Consider the following 21,116-nt stretch of genomic DNA (forward strand, 5'->3'; position numbering starts at 1 on the left):
CGAGTGGAGATCGCCAACGCGCTCTTAGCGATTGCCTGCTGCGTAGGGCTTGCCGGGGTCTGCGTCCAGTACCACTCGCTCCGGCTTCACCAGCGCGTCCTCGTGCTGGCAACGCCATTTGCTGCCTTTCTCGATGCCGGCCAGCGTGTGCCCGTCTTCGATCACGTCGCCGTTCTGGATCAGATAGACGGCGGAGTTGAAGACGAAGCGCGAGACTTCCGACGGATCGAGCTGGCGGAAATGGCATTGCACATCGGGTACGCCAAAAACGCTGCAGCCCACGCTGTCCATCAGCATGTCGCCCTCGTGGTTGCTGATGTTGAAGAAGCGCACGTTGAGCGTCCCGTAGTACACATAGCCATCCGCGTGGTTCTGGATATAGGTTGCGGGATTGAGCAGGCAGCGGGCGTTGGACTGGCTGATGGCCGTGACGCCGCCGTTTTCGATGATCACGTGCATGATCGCCTGAAGGATTTCGAGGCGATCCTCGACCTCCAGCCCACGACCCATGAACTCGGTCACCAGCACGCAGTGCGTGCTTTGCGCAATGGCTTTTTCTTTGTCGGGCCAGTCCCAGGTCTGCTGGATCGCTTCGGCATATTCATCGGGATCGACAGGCTTGTCGGCATGCAGGATCGCGATCTGGCTGGGCATGCTTTTCTTGTCGCCGTAGTCCACGCAATAGTCTTGCAGCGCGAACATGAGCGCCTTGCTGTCTGATCCGTTCGAGATCAAATGCACCTCTCCGAGATACTCTTCCAACGCTGCACGCAGCGTTTCTCCATCCAACTGCGGCGGCGCGGCGTAGAGCGCCTCGAACTGCCACATGTCGGGAGCGTTGCGCGGAGATGTCTCTGTCGATTCTTCAGTCATGAAAGGCGTCTCAGGAGCTGGAATGGCGACAGGCTAGCACGACACTCTTCGAACCCGGTGTAGGAGCGGGCAATCAGCCCAGATCGACCGTCGCCGCCACCAGCTTCATCACGAGCGGGCGAACGCCGAGCACGCAGAAAAAAGCCACGGGCATGGCCAGCAGGTAGGTCTGCAGCACGCGCTGCAGGTAACCGCTGCCGAGGCCGGAGTTCACGCCGACGATGACGGAGCACATCAGCAAGGCCATGATCGCGGACATGTAGAGGGCGAAGACGAATTGGGTGTACTTGCGGTGGATCTTGCGGCTGGCGGGGCGGGGCTGGGCAGTGTTTGCGGTATTGGATCGGGACATGAAAAAAGGCACGGGGTTCGCCGACCTGCGGCGAATCTGGTGGAAATGGAACGGTCCTGAACTGTAGCCACGATGCGGCGCTGGCGGTAGACCTGCGGAGCTTGACAGACCCGTAAGCAAAACTTACGAATGGCTTGTTATAGTCGTTGCTCCCTATGCCGAATCTCAGAGCCATCGAAACCTTCGTCAAAGCGCTGGAAGGCGGCAGCATCGCCTCGGCTGCGCGCCAACTCGGCATCTCTCCCGCAGCGGCCAGCCAGAACATCGCCCGGCTCGAGAAGGAGCTGGGCACGCGGCTGATCACGCGCACCACGCGCTCGATGGCGCTGACCGAGGCGGGCGAGCGCTATCTGACGCGCGTGGCGCCGGTGCTCGAGGAACTGGAGCGCGCGCAGTCGGACCTGTCACTGATCCATGGCGAACTGCAGGGCCGCTTGCGCATCGCCTGCATGACGGCGTTTGGCCGCCATGTGCTCTCGCCGTTGCTGCCCGCGTTCGCGGCACGGCATCCCCGGCTGGAGCTGGAGCTGCTGATCACCGACCACAACGTCAACGTGCTCAAGGAGGACGTGGACGTGAGCGTGCGATACCGCGATGCGCTGGAGCTTGGCATGTCGGTGCGCCCGCTGGTGGCGGTTCCGCGCATCCTGTGCGCGTCGCCCGCATATTTGCGTGAGCACGGCACGCCGCAGACGGCGCAAGACCTGCTGCAGCACGCCTGCCTGATCTACCGGCGCGGCAGCGACGGGCGCTTCATGCGCTGGCCGTTCTCGCGCGATGGCAAACCGGTGGAGCCGCAACTGCGCATCGGCGCGGTGGCGACCGACATCGACTCGCTGGTCGAATATGCGCGCGCGGGCGGCGGCATCGTCTGGGCGGGCAGTTTCATCGCCCAGCGCTATCTGCAGAACGCGGGCAGCCCGCCGCTGCCGATTGCCGAGCGCTACGTGCAGGAGGGGCAACTGGTGCCCATCCACCTCAAGCCCGCGCGCAAGGGACAGCTGCAGTTCGATTCGCTTCCGCTGGATTTCTTCGCCTGCTTTCGCGACCGGAAATATGTGCCGTCCAAGGTGCGTGCGCTGGTCGACTATCTGGTCGAGGTGCTGCCGCAGCAACCGGGCATGCAGCGCTCGCAATGAACGGGCGGCCCGAGCGGGGGCTCGGGCGGGCTGGAGGGGTTCAAGCGGTGGCGGGTGCGGCGGCTCCCGCAAATTCCCGGAATGCCGCGACCGCATTGGCCGCGTACATCAGCGAAGGGCCGCCACCCATGTAGACGGCCACGCCGAGTGCTTCGTCAAGTTCGGCCTGAGTGGCGCCCAGACGCACCAGAGCCTTGGTGTGAAAGCCGATGCAGCCGTCACAGCGGTTGGCCACGCCGATGGACAGGGCGATCAGCTCCTTGGTCTTGGCGTCGAGCGCACCGTCGGCGATGGCGGCCTTGGCCATGTCGCCAAAGCCCTTCATCACGCCGGGAACGCCCTTGTGCAGGGCGGCGATGTTGCCGCTGATGTCGCGGGTGAGCTGGCTGTAGCTGGTGGTGGCGGTCATGCAGAGATTCCTTGAAATGGGTTGAGGAGGACGTTCAAAAGCGGGTTGAACACAAGCTGCTTGAAATAATATACAAAAAAATATAATATTCAATTGCATATTGATATCAAAGCCCTGCGACCCATCCGCTTCGCTGTCGTTGCGAACGGGACGCAGGAACTCATCCGCTTCACTCAAGGAGTTCCCATGAAATTCAATGTCGGCGGTTTCGACCGCGTGCTTCGCATCGTGGTCGGTCTGGTGCTGATCGGTCTTGCCGCCACCGGGATGGTCGGCTGGTGGGGCTGGCTGGGCATCGTTCCTTTGGCCACGGGACTGTTCCGCTTCTGTCCGCTCTATACGCTGCTGGGCATGAACTCGTGTCCGCTGGATGCCGGCAAGCGCCAGGGTTGATCGGGGCGGCCGTAGTCTCAGAGCGTGTTGACGATCTCAGACCTGCTCTGAGGCTTCGGCTTTTGTGATCCACCGAATCATTGGGCGCGGCGTCTTCGGCGCACGGCGGGCGAGGGCATATTCGCGTTTGGCGAGGCTGGCTCCCGCGAAGGCGCGCAGCGTCGTGCCGCTGTGGTCGTGCCTGGTTCGCGTCAGGAACTCCCAGACCTCATGGAACCAGACGCGTCGGCCGATGCGGGTGTACCAGCGCATGGCGTGGCGGTACTCGGGGGCCGGGTGCAGCAGGGTGCGGGCGAGCACGCGCGGGCGCAGCTGCACCGTCACCTCGATAAGCTTGAACCATAGAAACACGCGCCAGGCGGGCACGCGCGGGTTGGCGATGACCTGGTGCTTGTAGTCCCAGCGGCGGGTGTCGGTCTGGATGACTTTGCGGCCTTCCACCTCGGCGTAGAACGGCGTCCAGCGGTGCGGCGTGGCGTAGAGCAGCTGGATCTGGTCCGCGTCGTAGCGCACCAAGTGCCGGAACGAGCGCCAGAAATCCGCGTCGCCTTCCTCGCTGAAACCCACCACGTAGGTCGCCATTGACAGCATGCCGTGCTCGCGCAGGAGGGCGATGGCCTGCTGGTCCTCGCTGGTCGTCGCGCCCTTGCGGATGCTGGCGAGCGTGGCGTCGCTGTAGCTTTCTATGCCCAGCAGAAAGCGGATCACGCCGGCTTTCTTGTAGAGATGAAGAATGTCGCGGTCGCGCACGATGTCGCCCGCGCGGGTCGAGCCGACCAGCAGCAGCGGCACGTCCTCGGCAATCAGCGCCTCGAGAAACGCCTTCCACATCGCGCGCGAGCCGGTGGGCAGTTCGTCGGCGAAGTTGATCAGCTCGACGCCATGCTCGCGGTGCAGCCGGGCGAGCTCCTTGGCGAACAGCACCGGGTCGCGGTGCCGCCACTGCGTCCAGAAGCCGCGCTGGCCGCAGTAGCTGCACAGGTGCGGGCAGCCGCGCGAGAACTGCGCGACCACGGCGCGCTTGCCGCCCCAGTAGGAATAGCGGCTGTGGTCGATGAGCTCCCAGCCCACGCGATAGTCGTCGAGGCGGCGGATCATGGGCGCATCGGCCGTGGCGACGGGGATGCCTTCATCCCGCAAGGCAATGCCGGGCAGGGCGCGCAGATCCACCTCGTCAATGCCCGCGAGCGCCTGCATCAGGCTCAGCGCCGTCTGCTCGCCTTCGCCGCGCACGATGAAATCGATGTTCGGGCAGTCCCGCAGAATCTCGTCCCACAGATAGGTGGGGTGCACGCCGCCGTAGACGATGGTGAGCGCGGGCTGTCGCTGCTTGAGCAGCGCACAGAGCTCGACCACCGTGGCATGCGCCGAGCTGGAGCCCGAGTGGCCGAGCATCACCACATCCGCCGCGTGGTCCATCACCTGATCGACGATGGCGGCGAGCGGCATCGGCCCGAATTCCGCGTCGATCAACGCCACCTCGAAGCCCGCGTCGATCAGCGGACCGCCGACGCTGAGCAGGCCGAGTGGCGGCAGATGTTCCTTCGGCATGCGGCTGCCGATGGCGGTGTGGGGCGGGTTGATCAGGACGATCTTCATGGCGGCTTCCTGTGATGGGTTGCCGCCATGCTAGGCAGTGGCTGTGCCGCCAGTTTGAGGCGTATGTGAGCCGACGGTGAAGTCGGGCGTCAGTGTCCCAGATGCTGCGGCAGCACTTCCTGCAGGATGGTCGTCGCGATCTCTTCGATCGACTTGGTGGTGCTGGAAAGCCAGCCGATGCCCGAGCGGCGCATCATCGCCTCGGCCTCGGACACCTCGTAGCGGCAGTTCTGCAGACTTGCGTACTTCGAGTCCGGGCGGCGCTCGTTGCGGATGCTCGAGAGGCGCTGTGGGTCGATGGTCAGGCCGAACAGCTTCTTGCGGTAGGGCTCGAGCGCCGGGGGCAATTGTTTGCGATCGAAGTCCTCGGGGATCAGCGGGTAGTTCGCGACCTTGAGGCCGAACTGCATCGCCAGATAGAGGCTGGTCGGCGTCTTGCCGCTGCGGCTCACGCCCACGAGGATCACGTCCGCTCCGGTCAGGTCGGTATGCGTCTGGCCGTCGTCATGGGCGAGCGTGTAGTTGATCGCCTCCATGCGCTCCAGATATTCCTTACTCTCGCTGATGTCGGCGAAGCGGCCCACGCGGTGCAGCGATTTCTGGCCCAGCTCGATCTCCAGCGGGCGCACGAAGGTGCCGAACATGTCGAACACCTTGCCCTTGCATTGGGTCTCGATCAGGTCGAGCATTTCCTGATTCACCAGCGTGGTGAAGACGATGGGCTTCTTGTGCTCGACCTCGGCCACGTGGTTGACCTGGCGGATGGCCTGGTGGCACTTGTCGATGGAATCCACAAACGGGATGCGCACCAGTCGGGGCTTGGTCTCGAACTGGGCCATGATGGCGGTGCCGAAGGTTTCGGCGGTGATGCCGGTGCCGTCAGAGATCACGAAAATCGTGTGGGTGTGCATTGCACGTGGAGAAGTGCTCATATTTCAGTATCCGGGAAGTCACGCGCAAAACCTGCCTTGGCAGTCGGGCTGGGTTCGATCACTTTGCGCATCGCGATCAATCGGGCTCTACAATGGCGCCCATTATTCCCAATTTCCTTCCCATGTTGTTCATTGGCGGTCCACAACCAGAACATCAAAGCACTTCGCCCGGCGACGTGGGAATGGGTCGTGCGCGCTCAATACCGGCCATTGAGCCGACATCGTTGAGTTCGAGCGCTGCAGGCCTGCACCGGTTTTTAAACTCTGGAGCTTCCCCATGTCTGCACTCTATGAAACGACCGCCTTGGTCGTTCCGTTTGAGAACCTGAGAATGAGCGACGTCGAAGTCGTAGGCGGCAAGAACGCCTCGCTCGGCGAAATGATCTCCCAACTGCCCGAAGGCGTTCGCGTGCCGACGGGTTTTGCCACCACCGCCCACGCGTTCCGCGAATTCCTCAAGCACGAGGGCCTCGCCGACCGCATCAGCAAGAAGCTCGCTTCGCTGAACGTGGACGACGTGCGCGCGCTGGCCGAGGCCGGTGCAGAAATCCGTGGCTGGATGGAAAACCAGCCTTTCCCCGCCGACCTCGAAAAGTCGGTGCGTGACGCTTTCGCCACCCTGTCCGCAGGCAACGCGCAGGCGAGCTTCGCCGTGCGCTCTTCGGCCACCGCGGAAGATCTGCCGGACGCATCGTTCGCCGGTCAGCAGGAAACCTTCCTGAACGTCGTCGGCATCGAAGACGTGCTGCACAAGATGAAGGAAGTGTTCGCGTCGCTGTACAACGACCGCGCCATCTCCTACCGCGTGCACAAGGGCTTCGAACACGACGTGGTGGCCCTGTCCGCCGGCGTGCAGCGCATGGTGCGCTCGGACACCGGCGCCGCTGGCGTGATGTTCACCATCGACACCGAATCAGGCTTTGAAGAAGTGGTGTTCATCACTTCCAGCTACGGCCTCGGCGAGACCGTGGTGCAGGGTGCCGTGAACCCCGACGAGTTCTACGTGCACAAGCCCATGCTGGAAGCGGGCAACAAGTCGGTGATCCGCCGCAATCTGGGCAGCAAGCTGATCCAGATGGTGTTCGCGACGCCCGAGGAAAAGGCTGCCTCCGGCAAGCTGGTGAAGACCACCGACGTGGCCCCTGAGCTGCGCAACCGCTATTCGCTGACCGACGCCGACGTCGAGCAACTGGCCCGCTATGCGCTGATCATCGAGAAGCACTACGGTCGTCCGATGGACATCGAGTGGGGCAAGGACGGCACTGACGGCCAGCTCTACATCCTGCAGGCGCGCCCCGAAACCGTGAAGAGCCAATCCAAGGGGCAGGCCGAGCAGCGCTTCAAGCTGAAGGGCACCGGCACCGTGATCGCCGAAGGCCGCGCCATCGGTCAGAAGATCGGCACCGGCCCCGTGCGTCTGGTGAACGACATCGCCGAAATGGACAAGGTGCAGGCCGGCGACGTGCTCGTCACCGACATGACCGACCCCAACTGGGAGCCCGTGATGAAGCGCGCGAGCGCCATCGTCACCAACCGTGGTGGCCGCACCTGCCACGCCGCGATCATCGCGCGTGAACTGGGCATTCCGGCCGTGGTGGGTTGCGGCGATGCGACTTCGCTGCTCAAGGACGGCACGCTTGTGACCGTGAGCTGCGCTGAAGGCGACACCGGCAAGATCTACGACGGTCTGCTCGAAACCGAAGTGACCGAAGTGCAGCGCGGCGTGATGCCCAAGATCAGCACCAAGATCATGATGAACGTGGGCAACCCGCAGTTGGCCTTCGACTTCGCACAGCTGCCCAACGAAGGCGTGGGTCTGGCGCGTCTCGAGTTCATCATCAACAACAACATCGGCGTGCACCCCAAGGCCATCCTCGACTATCCAGCCGTCGATGCCGACCTGAAGAAGGCCGTGGAATCGGTGGCCCGTGGCCATGCGTCGCCACGCGCTTTCTACGTGGACAAGGTGGCCGAAGGTGTGGCGACAATCGCTGCGGCGTTCTGGCCCAAGCCCGTCATCGTGCGTCTGTCGGACTTCAAGTCCAACGAGTACCGCAAGCTGATCGGCGGCAGCCGCTACGAGCCGGAAGAAGAGAATCCGATGCTCGGCTTCCGTGGCGCGGCCCGCTACATCAGCGAGGACTTCGGTGAAGCCTTCGCGATGGAGTGCGAAGCGCTCAAGCGCGTGCGCAACGAGATGGGCCTGACCAACATCCAGGTGATGGTGCCCTTCGTGCGTACCCTCAAGCAGGCCGAGCGCGTCACGAACCTGCTCGCGGAGCACGGTCTCAAGCGCGGCGAGAACTCGCTCAAGGTCATCATGATGTGCGAGGTTCCCTCGAACGCCGTGCTGGCCGAGCAGTTCCTGCAGTACTTCGACGGCTTCTCGGTCGGCTCGAACGATCTGACTCAGCTCACGCTGGGTCTGGACCGCGACTCCGGACTGGAACTGCTGGCCGCTGACTTCGACGAGCGCGACCCTGCCGTGCAGGCACTGCTCAAGCGCGCCATCGACGCCTGCCTGGCGCAGGGCAAGTACGTGGGCATCTGCGGCCAGGGCCCCAGCGACCACCCGGACTTCGCCAAGTGGCTGGCCGAGCAGGGCATCTCGTCGATCTCGCTGAACCCTGACAGCGTCGTCACGACCTGGCAGAACCTCGCAGGCTGAGCCTGACGGCGAAGGGAGTCCGCCCACATGCTGCCGCATTCCGAGAATGAAGAGCAGGTGGGCATTCCCTTTCTGCCCGACATGCATGACGCCCGGCACTTGTGGCTCAAGGCCGGGCTTCTTTGCGTCTGGGCGCTTGTCACCTTCGGTGCATGCTGGTTCGTTCGCGATCTGACGTGGCAAATCGGACAGTGGAAATTCGGCTACTGGATGGCCGCCCAAGGGGCAGTCCTGATGTTCATCGTGATCGTCTGCGTTTACTGTGCAGCGATGAACCATTTCGAGCGGCAGGATCTCCAGCGCGAGTCGGGCGGCTCCTCCCGCGATGAGTGACGGCGGTTCTTCGGGCGCTCGCTCGTATTCCCGCCGTCTGGCGCGCACGCTCACGCTCTATGTGATCGGCCTGCTGGGCTTCATCGCCGCACTGGCCTGGGCTGAGCAACAGGGGCTGTCGCGGCACTGGATCGGGCCGATCTTCCTGTTCCTCACCGTGATGGCCTACGCGGGCATCGGCGTCTACGCGCGAACGACCGACCCCGAGGAATACTACGTCGCGGGAAGGCGCATTCCCCCGTTCTACAACGGCATGGCCGCAGCTGCCGACTGGATGAGTGCGGCTTCGTTCATCAGCCTCTCCGGCGCGCTCTATCTGCAGGGCTTCGCGGGGCTGCCGGGGCAGGCGGGTGGGCTGGCCTATCTGCTTGGCTGGACGGGGGGCTTCTGCCTCGTCGCCATCCTGATCGCGCCGCACCTGCGGGCGATGAATCTCTACACCATTCCCGATTTTTTCCAGGTGCGCTTCGGCGGGCGCTGGCCGCGCGTGATCGCCGCGCTGGCGGCGGTGCTTTGCTCGTTCACCTACGTGGTCGCGCAGATCTACGGCGTGGGCCTGATCGCCTCGCGACTGACCGGCGTGCAGTTCGAGATCGGCATCATGCTCGGTCTTGGCGGCGTGCTGCTGTGCTCGTTTCTCGGCGGCATGCGCGCGATCACGTGGACGCAGGTGGCGCAGTATGTCGTCATTCTGCTGGCGTTTCTGATTCCGGTGTCATGGCTTGCCTACAAGCAGCTTGGCACCCCGGTCGCGACCTTTGAATACGGCGCGCAGATCGGCAAGATCGCCGAGCTGGAGGACGGGCTGCTGGCCTCCGAAGCCGAGAAGGAAGTGCAGCGCGCCTACCTGCGCCGCGCGCGCGAGTACGAGGCGCGACTCACTGACGTGGACGCCGCGCTCGAGCGCGAGCGCATCGCCGCCCGGGAACGCATCCAGCGCCTGCGCGCGCAGAATGCGGACGTCGGTCTGATCGTCGCCGCCAGCCGCGAACTGGTGAAGCTGCCGCGCGATGTCGAGGCCGCACGTGAACTCTGGACGCGCGAGATGCGCGAGAACTACGAGCGCGCCAGGCCGCTGGGCGGCTTGCCGCGCCACAGCCAGGAGTTTGCGGGCGATCCCGAGGGCAGCTCGGAAGAGCGCGAGGCCTTCAGGAACTCGCGCAACAATTTTCTCGCGCTGATGTTCTGTCTGATGGTCGGCACGGCCGGCCTGCCGCATCTGCTCACGCGCTACTACACGGCGCCGACCGTGGCCGCCGCACGCTCGTCGGTCGCGTGGTCGCTGTTCTTCATCGCGCTGCTCTACCTCAGCGCGCCGGCGCTGGCGGTGCTCGTCAAGCACGAGGTCATGAACAACCTCGTGGGCAGCAGCTTTGACGCGCTGCCCAACTGGATGGCCCAGTGGTCGCGCCTGGACAGCGCCTTGCTCTCGGTCGAGGACATGAATGGAGACGGCATTCTGCAGTTCGGTGAAATGCGATTCGGCGCCGACCTCATCATGCTCGCCACGCCCGAGATCGCCGGGCTGCCCTATGTGATCTCGGGCCTCGTCGCGGCGGGGGGGCTGGCCGCCGCGCTCTCCACCGCAGACGGTCTGCTGCTCACCATCAGCAACGCGTTGGTGCGCGACCTCTATTTCCGTGAAACCCGCCGCCGCGCCACGCCCGAGCAGCGGGTGATCCTGACCAAGTTCGCCTTGCTCACCGTGGCTCTGTCCGCCGCCTTCGTCGCCGCGCTCAAGCCATCGGAGATCCTGCCGATGGTGTCGGCCTCGTTCTCGATCGCCGCATCGGCCTTCGTCCCGGCGATGGTGCTCGGCATCTTCTGGCGCGGCACCACCCGAGAAGGGGCGGTGGCCGGGATGGTCTGCGGTCTGCTGATCACCGTCTATTACCTGCTCTCGCAGGTGGCTGCCGTGCGCGCCGTCGTGCCCTCGTTTCTGTTGGTGGACGGACTGTGGTTCGGCATCCAGCCGATCTCGGCGGGCGTTTTCGGCGTGCCTTTCGGATTCATGGTCGCCTGGGTCGTGAGTTGGCTGACGCGTGAAAGTAAAGATAAAAACAATCTACCGAAAACGTCATAACGAAAGAATAAATATTTGCCATCCTTCGGGGATTCCCGGTATGCAATCAAATTAACATTTGAGATGGTTGGATACCGAATTCAATGACCCGGATGTGAGGTGAGTGATGATTTACGTGAAGACGCAAGCGGGTCAACAAGCGCTCAAGGAGCGGCACGCGTCGTTGGCCCCGCGCCAACGCTCCGCATTCATTCTGTTTGATGGCAAGCGCACGCTCGCGAAGGTGCTCGAAGCCACCGCTCCCATGGGGATCACGGCGCAGGATGTGCAGGGCATGGTCGATCAGGGGCTGCTCGAGCTCGTGAGCGCGCCCGTCGCCGCCACGACGACGGCCAACTCTGCCCCAGCTGCAGCCACCGGTGCCAGCGGTTTCGGCGCGGAGTCCTTTCGCAGTTCCGGCGACCGCTACCAGGATGCCTACCGCATCGCCACGGAACTGACCTCCGGCCTCGGCCTGCGTGGCCTGCCGTTGACTCTCGCCGTTGAATCCGCAGGCGGCTACCGCGAACTTCTGGCGCTCGCTCCCAAGATTCGCGCAGCCGTGGGCGACGTCAAATTTGCGCGGCTGGATCAGGCGCTCCACGGCTGATCCAGCCTCGACACAGGCGAAAAAAACGCGCCCGAAGGCGCGTTGGTGCGAGGGCGTTGCGGGATCAGCGGGATCAGCCGCCGACCGCCAGCAGCTCCACATCGAACTTCAGCGTGGCGTTCGGAGGGATCACTCCGCCCGCGCCGCGTGCACCGTAGCCGAGAGCCGCGGGGATCAGCAGCGTGCGCTGGCCGCCGATCTTCATGCCTTGCACGCCTTCGTCCCAACCCTTGATGACCATGCCGGAGCCCAGCGGGAACTCAAACGGGTCGTTGCGGTCGCGGCTGGAGTCGAACTTGGCGCCTTGCTGGCCGTCGTTGTAGAGCCAGCCGGTGTAGTGCACGCGCACGGGCACGCCGGCCTTGGCTTCGGCGCCTTCGCCGACGACGGTGTCCTGATACTGCAGGCCGGAAGGGGTGGTGGTGAACGTCATGGAGAGAGTCCTTTGGATGGAATGTGGAAATCGCTGCGTCACGGATCCGCGCGAGCGGTCTGCCAACGGCGATGCGGCAAGCATAGTGCCAAAAAACACAAAACCCGCGAACGGGCGCGGGTTGGTGGCGTGCCTGAGGCGGAATGTGGGCGGCTCAGTCGTCCAGATCACCCGAGGAGGGGCGGACCTGCGCGCCAGCGCCGGGCCATGGATCACCGAGTGGCGTGGTCGCCGCAGGCGCCGGTGCCGGTGTGGGGGCCTGCGCCAGAGCGGCGGGAGGCACCGCGCTGGCTGACGAGGCGCGCACCGTGACCTTGCGCGGGTGAGTAGCCGCCCAGCGCAGGGCGAAGGGTTGCACGTCCGAGAGGCGTTTGAGCAGGTCCTGACCCAGCGGGGTGACCGTGTAGCCGTCGCTGCCGTGATCAAGCAGGCTGGCCTCGCGCAGTTCCTTGATGCGGGTGTTCAGCGTGTTGGGGGTGATGCCGCCCACGCTGTCCTGCAGCAGGCGAAAGGTCTGCGGGTGGCCGTCACGCAGCGCCCACAGCACACGCATCGCGTAGCGGCATTCGAGCCGTTCGAACAGCTGATTGACGGCGGCGTTGTCCTTGGAGCTCATGAGCGCTTCTCCTTACGCATGAAATGAGGGCGGACCGCGCGGCGCACGAGGTCATCCGGGCGGGGGGCGAAAAAACGGCCTCAATATAACGTGGAATCCAATTTGCTACAAGTTTGGTAGCTTTTGCGGCAAGGTGGCTTTACGGAAGCGGTTCAATTTCTGTGGTGCCGACGCCACCGGCCCGAGCGATGCGTTGGAGTTCAAGCAGCGTTCACGCGCTGATCTTGGTCAAGTGATGCGCCGCGCGATGCAGGTGGGCCATGAAATGGCGCACGCTGGGCTTGAGGTGCGATTCGGCACGCGCGAGCGCGCCCAGCGTCAGCATCAGCGGGCCCTCCTTGAGCGTGATGATGTCGATGTATTGCGACGCGAGCGGGTGCAGCGCGATCTGCTGGGGCAGCAGGCCCACGCAGTTGCCGCTGGTGATGATGGACAGCAGACCGAGCGTCGAATTGACCAGCGCGCCCGCAGGCGGCGGCGCAAGGCCGTGCTGCTCGAACAGCGTCTTGGCGTAGCCCGAGTCGGGCGGCGCACCGGTGTAGACCCAGGGCGCGTCGGCGAGATCGGCCAGGCGCTTGGCGCGTGCGAGCGGGTTGCCCTTGCGCACGACGACGACCATGGTGATCGGCATCAGCGTCTCGACCGCGAATTCACCGGCAGGCAGATCGCCCGGAAGAGGACCGAGCGCGATGTCGACCTCGCCCTTGCGCAGACGCGTGAGCTGCGCGATGTAGAGCTCCTCGATGATGCGCAGCTTGATGTCCGGAAACGCGCTGCCGAAGGTGCGCAGCGTTTCGGGCACCAGCAGCATCACCGCGAGCGGCACCGCGCCGATGGCGAGCGAGCCCGACATGTGGCCGTCCAGCTGCCGGATCTGCTCGACCGCCTGCACGAGCTCGCGGTCCGCGGCGATCGCGCGCTCATACATCACGAGGCCCTGTGCCGTCGCGACCACGCCGGTGGTCGAGCGATGCAGCAGCGTGGTCGAGAGCTCGCGCTCGAGTTCGCGTATCAGTTTGGTGAGCGCGGGCTGCGAAATGCCCAGACGCTTTCCTGCGGATCGCAGGCTGCCTTCCTCGATGGCGGCCACCAGTGCGCGCAGGTTGGTGAGTTTCATGGTGAGTGGCTTCCGTGATGAACGTGTTTGCGGTCTCTGCCTGATCTCTGCGCGACCTTTGCGCGGTCTTGCAGGCGCGGCCTCTGGTGATCTGCCGCGCTGCAAATCCTCGCACTGAGATCGCAGACACGTTCCAAGGGTTTGCGCGTGGGTGATAACCGCCAGTTATTGCGCATCGAGGCAGGACATCTTACTTGCGCATTGCATGCTCTCTAGACTCCGATCATTTCAAAAAATGCTTACGAGCGACAGTGACAATCGTCGCTGATTGAGGTCAAAAGGAGACGAGTTAATGGAAGAGCAAAAAGCGGTGACATCGCCTGCGATGCGCCGATTGGAGTGGCTTTGCGATGCGAGTGCTGCGATAGGGGCTTTGGTGTTGGTGGTGCTGGCGTTGATGACCACGGTGAGCGTCGTCGGACGCGCATTTTTCTCTCATCCCATTCTCGGCGACGTGGAACTGGTGCAGCTTGGCTGCGCCGTGGTGGTGGCCTCGTTCCTTCCCTACACGCAGTTTCGCCGCGCCAACATCATTGTCGACTTCTTCACGACCAAGGCCAGCGCCTCCGCGCAGCGCCTGATGGATGCCTTCGGCCTGCTGCTGTACACGCTGATGCTGGCGCTGGTCACCTGGCGCGTGGCCGTCGGCGGCATCGACATCTACGACGCGCAGGAGCGCTCGATGCTGATGGACCTGCCGCTGTGGATTCCTTATGTGCTGATGCTGCCGGGCCTTGCGCTGTGCGTGCTGATCGGTCTCGTGCAGCTCGTCGAGCTGCTGCGTGGCGTTGCTGACGAGGCGGATGGCGAGGTGCAGGCATGAGCACGATGTCGATTGGCCTGGCGATGTTCGCCGGCATGCTGGTGCTGATGGCGGTGCGCGTGCCCATCGCGGTGGCGATGTTCATTCCCGGTGCGGTGGGCTACATGGTGCTCTCGGGCTGGATGCCGCTGCTTGCGCATCTGAAGGGCGCCGTCTACGGGCGGGTGTCGGTGTATGACCTGTCGGTGATTCCGCTGTTCATGCTGATGGGCGCGGTGGCGGTGCAGGGCGGTCTTTCGAAGGCGCTGTTCGACTTCGCGAATGCGCTGCTAGGACGCTTCCGTGGCGGCATGGCGATGGCCGGCGTGCTGGCCTGCGCGGCCTTCGGATCGATCTCGGGATCGACCGTGGCGACCACCGCGACGATCGCCCAGGTGGCCTACCCGCAGATGCGCCGCATCGGTTACTCGGGCCGCCTCGCGACGGCCGCGCTCGCCACGGGCGGCACCATGGGCGTGCTGCTGCCGCCATCGGTCACGCTGATGGTCTACGCGATTCTCACCGAGCAGAACATCACCAAGATGTTCCTCGCGGCCTACGTGCCGGCGCTGATCGCCGCGCTTGGCTACATCATCGCGATCATGGTGATGGTGCGCATCCATCCCGAGCAGGCTCCTGCCGCGCAGGCGATTTCGGCGCGCGAGGTGCTCAAGGCGGCGGGCAAGGTCTGGCCGATTCTCGCGATCTTCGCGGTGGTGTTCGGCGGCATCTACGGCGGCCTCTTCACGGCGACCGAGGGCGCGGCCATCGGCAACGTGATGACCTGCGCGATCACGCTGTTGCGCGGCGAGCTCAACCGCAGCAAGTTCGTCTCGGCCGTGCGTACCACGGCGCAGACCAGCGGCATGATCTTTCTGATCTTCATCGGCGCGGACATGATCAACGCGGCCCTGGCGCTCTCGCAGCTGCCGTCGCAACTGGCCGAGCTGGTCGGCCATCTGCAGATCCCGCCGCTGCTCGTGCTCACCGGCGTGATGCTGTTCTATGTGCTGCTCGGCTGCGTGATGGACGAGATGAGCATGATCCTGCTGACCGTGCCGACGCTGTTCCCCGTGATCATGGGCATGGACTTCTTCGGACTTTCGGTGGGCGACAAGGCGCTGTGGTTCGGCATCCTGATCCTCACCGTCTGCGAGATCGGCATGATCTTCCCGCCTGTGGGATTGAACGTCTACATCATGAACGGCCTGGCGCGCGACGTGCCCATGGTCGAGACCTACAAGGGCGTGGTTCCCTTCCTCATCACCGACGCGATGCGGCTCGCGCTGCTCATCGTGTTCCCCGCCACCGCGCTGTGGCTGGTGCATCTGCTCACCTGATTCAACCTGTCGACAAACACAACAAGGAGACTGAACATGCAATTCAAACTGGCATTCACAGCCTGCGCCCTCGCCATCGGGACCATGGCAGCGCCCGCGCAGGCGCAGGAAGTGACGCTCAAGGTCCACTTCCATCTGCCCCAGACGTCGTATGCGAGCACGCTGTTCATCCAGCCCTGGTGCGAGAAGATCGCCAAGGAATCGAACAACAGGATGAAGTGCCAGATCTACCCGTCGATGCAGTTGGGCGGAACGCCGCCGCAGCTCTTCGATCAGGTGCGCGATGGCGTGGCCGATGTGGTCTGGACACTGCCGGGCTACACGGCGGGCCGCTTCCCGAGCCTCGAAGCTTTCGAGCTGCCCTTCATGATGCAGAAGCCCGAGGCCACGAGCCGTGCGCTTTGGGAGTACGCGCAGATCCACAGCCAGAAGGAGTTCAAGGATGTGCATCCACTGGCCTTTCACGTGCACGGCCCCGGCGTGTTCCACATGACGGGCAAGCCGGTCAAGACCATGGCCGATCTGCGTGGCCTCAAGATGCGCGCGCCCACGCGGCTGACCAACAAGTTCATCGCGATGCTCGGTGCCACGCCGGTCAGCATGCCGGTGCCGCAGGTCGGCGACGCGCTCTCCAAGGGCGTGATCGACGGCGCGGTCGTGCCGTATGAAGTCGTGCCCTCGGTGAAGATCCAGGAGCTGGTCAAGTACCACTCGGAGACCGATCCGGCCGTGCCCGCGTTCTATACATCGACCTTCATCTTCGCGATGAACAAGGCCAAGTACGAATCGCTGCCGCCCGACCTCAAGAAGGTCATCGACGCGAACAGCGGCGAAGCGTTCTCGGGACAGATCGGCAAGGCCTTCGTGCAGGCCGATGCGGAGGGCAAGAAGCTCACCGCCAGCAACACGACCAACGTGATCGCGGCGACGGAGCTGGCGACCTGGCAGAAGCTGGGCGACAAGCTCTCGGCCGACTGGGTCAAGGACATGAGCGGCAAGGGCCTCGACGGCAAGAAGATGCTGGACGACGCCAAGTCGCTGATCGCCAAGCAGGCGGCCAAGACCACGCCTTAACCGGCCCCATTTCCAGAACTGATCTGATCAGGGCGAGCGCCTGCGCGCACGCCCGGGGATGACTCGTCCCGAAAAAAGTGCACACACAACAAAGGAGACAACGATGACGATGGGAATTAAGAACACACGGCATGGCAGCACTCCCGGCTTCGCACGGAGCGTGCTCGCCGTGGCCGCGTGCGGCGCCATTGCGCTCGGCCTTGCGGGCTGCGGTGGTGGCGATGGCGACAACGACAGCGCGGCGGCGGTGGGCGTGAACGATGCGGCGCTGAAGTTCGACGCGACCAAGTACACGACGATCAACGTCACCATCGACGGCACCAAGGTGCCGGTGCGCTGGTACCCGGAAGTTTGCTACGTCGCCAAGCCGACGGAGATGGCCGCGACGCAGACCTCGCTCGGTCAGACCATCGCCATCAGCAACACCAAGTGTGGCTACCAGAGCATGAACATCTTCGTGCCCGAGAGCGTCGCGAGCGACCAGAAGACCGCCCTCTACTTCGCTGTCAACAATGGGGGCTGGATGAGCAGCTACGTCAAGGCCAGCGTGAAGGATGGCGCCACGTTCGACAGCAGCGCGAGCAACGTGGGCGCTGCGCTCAAGGCGGGCTATGTCTACATTGACGTGGCCACGCGCAGCCGCAACGTGGTGGGCGCGGATGGCAAGTATCCAGGCAAGTCGCCCTCGGTGGTGGTGGACGCGAAGGCCGCCGTGCGCTATCTGCGGCTCAATGATTCGCTGATGCCCGGCAGCGCCAGGCGCATCGTGGTCAACGGCACGAGCGGCGGCGGCGGGCTGTCGTCGATTCTCGGCTCATCGGGCAACAGCGCCGACTACAACAGCTATCTGGCCGAAGCCGGAGCGGCCGGCATTGACGCCTCGGGCAAGAGCACGCTCGCGGACGATGTGCTCGCGATCAACGCCTACTGCCCGATCACCGATCTGGGCAACGCGGACATCCTCTATGAATGGATGTTCAACGTGCTCGGCACGCGTGCGACCGTCAGCCAGAACCCCAATCCCACGGGCTCCGCCGAGCTGATGGCGAAGTTCGCGGACTACCAGAAGTCGCTCAACCTCAAGACCTCCGCAGGCGCGGCGCTCACGGCCGACAACATGCTGGACGAAGTGAAGGCCGAGGTGACGCGTTCCGCCGAAATCTACATGGCATCGGGCAAGACGATTCCCAATCTCGGCGAGGTGATGACCTACACCAGTCAGGGCCAGACCGGCCAGTACACCAACGACTGGCTGACGGTGGACAACGCGGCGGGCAAGGTGCTGTCGCTCGACATGGCGAAGTACCTGAAGTTTGTCGTCACCCAGGCCAAGCTCAAGAACGCACCGTCGTTCGACCAGAGCGGCATGGCGATCACCGCGTCGTCGGGCGAGTCGTCGCTGTTCGGTACGGCGGCGCAGGTGTACTCCAACTTCACCGACTACGGCTGGACGCACAACGACACCGCAGGCGACGGCACGGGCATGGATGACACCCGGCAGACCTGGGCGCAGTTCCTTTCCGCGTCCACGCTGGTGTCCACGCAGCTCAAGCTGGTCAATCCGATGAACTACATCGGCAGTGCTTCCAAGACCGCGCCGTACTGGTATGTGCGCCATGGCTCGCGTGATCGCGACACGGCCTTCGTCGTGTCGGTGAATCTGGCGCGCGCGCTCAAGGCCGATGCCGAAGTGAGCGACCTGAACTACCGCCTCGCATGGGATCAGCCGCACGCGGGCAACTACGACGTGCCCGAAGCCATGGCATGGATCGCCAAGACCTTGAAGGACGCGGACGCCAAAGGGCTTTGAGCCCTGACGCCCGCACACGCAACTGCCACCCGAGTGGCGCATGGAGAGAAGCCAGCTATGGCACAGATCATCGGCGGCATTGCCGCATCGCACACCCCGACCATCGGCTTCGCGTTCGACCGCGACAAGAGCAGCGACCCCGTGTGGGCGCCGATCTTTGAAGCCTTCGAGCCGATCCATGCGTGGATCGAAGAGAAGAAGCCCGACGTGCTGCTGTTCATCTACAACGACCACGTCACCTCGTTCTTCTTCGATCACTACTCGGCGTTCACCCTCGGTGTCGGCGAGAAGTGGGAGGTCGCGGACGAGGGCGCGGGGGCGCGTGATCTGCCAGCCATCGCAGGCCATCCGGCGCTGGCCGAGCACATCGGCCGCTCGCTGATGGCCGACGAGTTCGACATGTCGTTCTTTCAGGACCGTCCGCTTGATCACGGCTGCTTCTCGCCACTGTCGGTGATGTGCCAGCACGACGCGAGCGGCTGGCCGCTCAAGCTCGTTCCGCTGCAGATGGGCGTGCTGCAGTTTCCGCTGCCCACTGCGCGCCGCTGCTACAAGCTGGGGCAGGCACTGCGCCGCGCCATCGAGAGCTATCCCGAAGACTTGCGCGTGGCCATCGTCGCCACGGGCGGTCTGTCGCATCAGGTGCATGGCGAGCGTGCGGGCTTCAACGATCCTCAATGGGATGCGCGCTTCATGGACCTGTTCGAGCGTGATCCGGAACAGCTCACCACGATCACGCATGCGGAGTACGCGACGCTGGGCGGGCTCGAAGGAGCGGAGGTCATCATGTGGCTGGTGATGCGCGGCGCGTTGTCGGCGCAGGTCACGTGCAGGCACCGCGCCTACTATCTGCCGTCGATGACCGGCATCGCCACCGCGATCTACGAAACCGTGGAGCCGCAGACGATGTGGCCCCAGGCCAGGGATCGCCACATCGCGCACCTGAACGAGCAGCTGGCCGGAGCGGAACGGCTCAAGGGCACGTATCCGTTCACCATCGCTCGCAGCGTCAAGGCCTATCGCCTGAACCGCTTTCTGCACGACCTCATCGTCCCGGCCCATCGCGCGAAGTTCATGGAAGACGAGGCCGCGTTGATGCGCGAGGCGGGCCTGACGGACGAGGAGCGCTCGCTCGTGAGCTCGCGCGACTGGCAGGGGCTCATCCATTACGGCGTGATCTTTTTCATGCTCGAAAAGCTCGGCGCGGTCGTCGGCGTCTCCAACCTGCACATCTATGCCGCCATGCGCGGCGAGTCGCTCGAGACATTCCAGAAAACGCGCAATACGCAGGCGCTGTACTCCGTTGCAGGCAAGGATGCAGGCTCGTTGGGCTGGGACAAGCCGAGCAACTGATCCGCCAGATTTCTTCACGCCATCCACATCACTACCACCACTGACCTACGAGGAGAGAGACATGAAAAAACCACACCGGATCGCACTGGCCGCCGCGAGCGTTGCCGCATTGCTTGGCAACGCCGCGCATGCGCAGAGCAACGTCACCATCTACGGCATCGTCGATTCATCGGTCGAATACATCAACAAGGTGGGCGCGAACGGCGACAGCCTCACGCGCATGCCGGGCCTCACGGGCGGACAGATGCCGTCGCGTCTGGGCTTTCGCGGCACCGAGGATCTGGGCGGCGGGCTCAAGGCCATCTTCACGCTCGAGTCGGGGCTGGGCGTGGACAGCGGCACGCTGAACCAGGGCGGGCGCTTCTTCGGCCGCCAGTCGTTCGTTGGCCTGTCGGGCAGCTGGGGCGCGCTGACGCTGGGCCGTCAGTACTCGATGCTGTTCTGGTCTCAACTCGATGCCGACATCCTCGGCTCCGCAAGCTACGGATCGGGCTCGCTCGACAGCTATCTGCCGAACGCGCGCGTGGACAACGCCATCGCCTACAAGGGCACGTTCAACGGTTTCACCGCTGGGGCAACCTACAGCTTCGGCCGCGACACGGTGAATGCGGGCCCGAGTCCGTCGGGCACGAACTGCGCGGGTGAGAACGCGAGCGACAAATCGGCGTGCCGCCAATGGTCGGTGATGGCCAAGTACGACGCCGCGAACTGGGGCCTCGCGCTCGCGATGGACGAGATCACCGGCGGCGCGGCCGCGTTCGCGGGGCTCACCAACAGCGATTTGAAGGACCGCCGCTCCACGGCCACAGGCTGGGCGAAGTTCGGGGACTTCAAGCTCGGCGGTGGCCTGATCGCGCGCAGCAACGACGCAACGCCCGCGACCAAGCGCAGCAACCTCTGGTACGTCGGCGCGCAGTACCGCGTCACGCCCGCCTTCGTGCTGGATGGCGAGGTGTTCAAGCTCGACTACAAGAACAGCGCCAACGAGGCCACGCTCTACGCGATCCGCGGTACCTACAACCTCTCCAAGCGCACGGCGGTGTACGCCACGGCGGGCCATATCTCGAACAAGGGAACGCTTGCGCTGTCGGTGAGCAATGCGGCTACGGGCAGCAATCCTGCCGCCGGTTCGGGACAGTCCGGCATATCCGTCGGTATGCGCCATTCGTTCTGAGTTGAATCGTTTGCTCCAAGGAAGAGG

Annotated in this window: 19 protein-coding genes and 1 pseudogene; 12 read left to right on the forward strand and 8 right to left on the reverse strand. The window is 64.2% G+C overall.

All coding sequences use genetic code 11. The features are described 5' to 3' along the window. Nucleotides 1–24: 24 nt before the first annotated feature. Together ISG32_RS17535 and ISG32_RS17540 are read right to left on the reverse strand one after the other, a co-directional pair. A complete protein-coding gene (locus ISG32_RS17535; protein ID WP_194772332.1) occupies nucleotides 25–873 on the reverse strand; it encodes a DUF4261 domain-containing protein in 849 nt (282 codons plus the stop codon). Nucleotides 874–946: 73 nt separating this feature from the next. Continuing rightward, nucleotides 947–1,225 (reverse strand): DUF2798 domain-containing protein, encoded by a 279-nt coding sequence (locus ISG32_RS17540; protein ID WP_194772333.1) that lies wholly within the window; start codon nucleotides 1,223–1,225, stop codon nucleotides 947–949. A gap of 155 nt (nucleotides 1,226–1,380) precedes the next feature. Here ISG32_RS17540 and ISG32_RS17545 point away from each other — a divergent pair, with 155 nt between their 5' ends. Next, entirely contained in the window at nucleotides 1,381–2,364 is a 984-nt protein-coding gene (locus ISG32_RS17545; RefSeq protein ID WP_194772334.1) for a LysR family transcriptional regulator, read from the forward strand. A gap of 40 nt (nucleotides 2,365–2,404) precedes the next feature. On the opposite strand, the gene ISG32_RS17550 is transcribed toward ISG32_RS17545, so the two are convergent. Next, nucleotides 2,405–2,773 carry a carboxymuconolactone decarboxylase family protein gene (locus tag ISG32_RS17550; protein ID WP_194772335.1) on the reverse strand — a complete coding sequence of 123 codons (369 nt, stop codon included), beginning with the start codon at nucleotides 2,771–2,773 and terminating at the stop codon, nucleotides 2,405–2,407. A gap of 186 nt (nucleotides 2,774–2,959) precedes the next feature. Between ISG32_RS17550 and ISG32_RS17555 the strand changes: the two genes are divergently transcribed. Next, nucleotides 2,960–3,166, forward strand: coding sequence for a YgaP family membrane protein (locus ISG32_RS17555; RefSeq protein WP_194772336.1), 207 nt, complete (start codon nucleotides 2,960–2,962; stop codon nucleotides 3,164–3,166). Nucleotides 3,167–3,202: 36 nt separating this feature from the next. Here ISG32_RS17555 and bchE read toward each other — a convergent pair whose 3' ends face one another. After that, entirely contained in the window at nucleotides 3,203–4,765 is a 1,563-nt protein-coding gene (gene bchE / locus ISG32_RS17560) for a magnesium-protoporphyrin IX monomethyl ester anaerobic oxidative cyclase (RefSeq protein WP_194772337.1), read from the reverse strand. Nucleotides 4,766–4,854: 89 nt separating this feature from the next. Beyond that, a complete protein-coding gene (gene ppsR / locus ISG32_RS17565; RefSeq protein WP_194772543.1) occupies nucleotides 4,855–5,676 on the reverse strand; it encodes a posphoenolpyruvate synthetase regulatory kinase/phosphorylase PpsR in 822 nt (273 codons plus the stop codon). 298 nt (nucleotides 5,677–5,974) lie between these two features. Here ppsR and ppsA point away from each other — a divergent pair, with 298 nt between their 5' ends. The 4 genes from ppsA to ISG32_RS17585 all read left to right on the forward strand — a co-directional run bounded on the left by ppsA (nucleotide 5,975) and on the right by ISG32_RS17585 (nucleotide 11,370). Continuing rightward, on the forward strand, nucleotides 5,975–8,365 hold the full coding sequence (gene ppsA / locus ISG32_RS17570; RefSeq protein WP_194772338.1) for a phosphoenolpyruvate synthase: 2,391 nt from the start codon (nucleotides 5,975–5,977) through the stop codon (nucleotides 8,363–8,365). Nucleotides 8,366–8,392: 27 nt separating this feature from the next. Next, nucleotides 8,393–8,698 carry a DUF4212 domain-containing protein gene (locus tag ISG32_RS17575; protein ID WP_194772339.1) on the forward strand — a complete coding sequence of 102 codons (306 nt, stop codon included), beginning with the start codon at nucleotides 8,393–8,395 and terminating at the stop codon, nucleotides 8,696–8,698. Beyond that, on the forward strand, nucleotides 8,691–10,781 hold the full coding sequence (locus tag ISG32_RS17580) for a VC_2705 family sodium/solute symporter (RefSeq protein WP_194772340.1): 2,091 nt from the start codon (nucleotides 8,691–8,693) through the stop codon (nucleotides 10,779–10,781). Before ISG32_RS17575 ends, ISG32_RS17580 begins: the two co-directional genes overlap by 8 nt. A gap of 106 nt (nucleotides 10,782–10,887) precedes the next feature. Continuing rightward, complete coding sequence (locus ISG32_RS17585) at nucleotides 10,888–11,370, forward strand: hypothetical protein (protein WP_194772544.1); 483 nt, start codon at nucleotides 10,888–10,890, stop codon at nucleotides 11,368–11,370. Nucleotides 11,371–11,443: 73 nt separating this feature from the next. On the opposite strand, the gene ISG32_RS17590 is transcribed toward ISG32_RS17585, so the two are convergent. From ISG32_RS17590 to ISG32_RS17600, 3 genes and pseudogenes are all read right to left on the reverse strand, one after another. Continuing rightward, the gene (locus ISG32_RS17590; protein ID WP_194772341.1) at nucleotides 11,444–11,803 is read right to left on the reverse strand and encodes an FKBP-type peptidyl-prolyl cis-trans isomerase; all 360 of its coding nucleotides are present in this window, start codon (nucleotides 11,801–11,803) and stop codon (nucleotides 11,444–11,446) included. 313 nt (nucleotides 11,804–12,116) lie between these two features. Further along, nucleotides 12,117–12,419: pseudogene (locus ISG32_RS17595) on the reverse strand (winged helix-turn-helix transcriptional regulator); the annotation flags it as partial. Nucleotides 12,420–12,630: 211 nt separating this feature from the next. After that, nucleotides 12,631–13,536: a LysR family transcriptional regulator gene (locus ISG32_RS17600; RefSeq protein WP_194772342.1), complete on the reverse strand. Its 906-nt coding sequence runs from the start codon at nucleotides 13,534–13,536 to the stop codon at nucleotides 12,631–12,633. A gap of 292 nt (nucleotides 13,537–13,828) precedes the next feature. On the opposite strand from ISG32_RS17600, the gene ISG32_RS17605 reads away from it, so the two are divergent. The 6 genes from ISG32_RS17605 to ISG32_RS17630 all read left to right on the forward strand — a co-directional run bounded on the left by ISG32_RS17605 (nucleotide 13,829) and on the right by ISG32_RS17630 (nucleotide 21,089). After that, complete coding sequence (locus tag ISG32_RS17605) at nucleotides 13,829–14,359, forward strand: TRAP transporter small permease (RefSeq protein ID WP_194772343.1); 531 nt, start codon at nucleotides 13,829–13,831, stop codon at nucleotides 14,357–14,359. Then, nucleotides 14,356–15,678 carry a TRAP transporter large permease gene (locus tag ISG32_RS17610; RefSeq protein ID WP_194772344.1) on the forward strand — a complete coding sequence of 441 codons (1,323 nt, stop codon included), beginning with the start codon at nucleotides 14,356–14,358 and terminating at the stop codon, nucleotides 15,676–15,678. The genes ISG32_RS17605 and ISG32_RS17610 overlap by 4 nt, the downstream gene beginning before the upstream one ends. Before the next feature lie 36 nt (nucleotides 15,679–15,714). Further along, nucleotides 15,715–16,752, forward strand: a complete 1,038-nt coding sequence (locus ISG32_RS17615) for a TRAP transporter substrate-binding protein (protein WP_194772345.1) — start codon at nucleotides 15,715–15,717, stop codon at nucleotides 16,750–16,752. 103 nt (nucleotides 16,753–16,855) lie between these two features. Beyond that, nucleotides 16,856–18,562, forward strand: coding sequence for a subtype B tannase (locus tag ISG32_RS17620; protein WP_194772346.1), 1,707 nt, complete (start codon nucleotides 16,856–16,858; stop codon nucleotides 18,560–18,562). Nucleotides 18,563–18,619: 57 nt separating this feature from the next. Next, nucleotides 18,620–19,915, forward strand: a complete 1,296-nt coding sequence (locus ISG32_RS17625; protein ID WP_194772347.1) for a gallate dioxygenase — start codon at nucleotides 18,620–18,622, stop codon at nucleotides 19,913–19,915. Nucleotides 19,916–19,976: 61 nt separating this feature from the next. Beyond that, nucleotides 19,977–21,089 (forward strand): porin, encoded by a 1,113-nt coding sequence (locus ISG32_RS17630; protein ID WP_194772348.1) that lies wholly within the window; start codon nucleotides 19,977–19,979, stop codon nucleotides 21,087–21,089. The last annotated feature ends 27 nt before the right edge of the window (nucleotides 21,090–21,116 follow it).

This window comes from Diaphorobacter caeni (genome assembly GCF_015354245.1).
In the GTDB taxonomy this organism is placed as follows: domain Bacteria; phylum Pseudomonadota; class Gammaproteobacteria; order Burkholderiales; family Burkholderiaceae_C; genus Diaphorobacter_A; species Diaphorobacter_A caeni.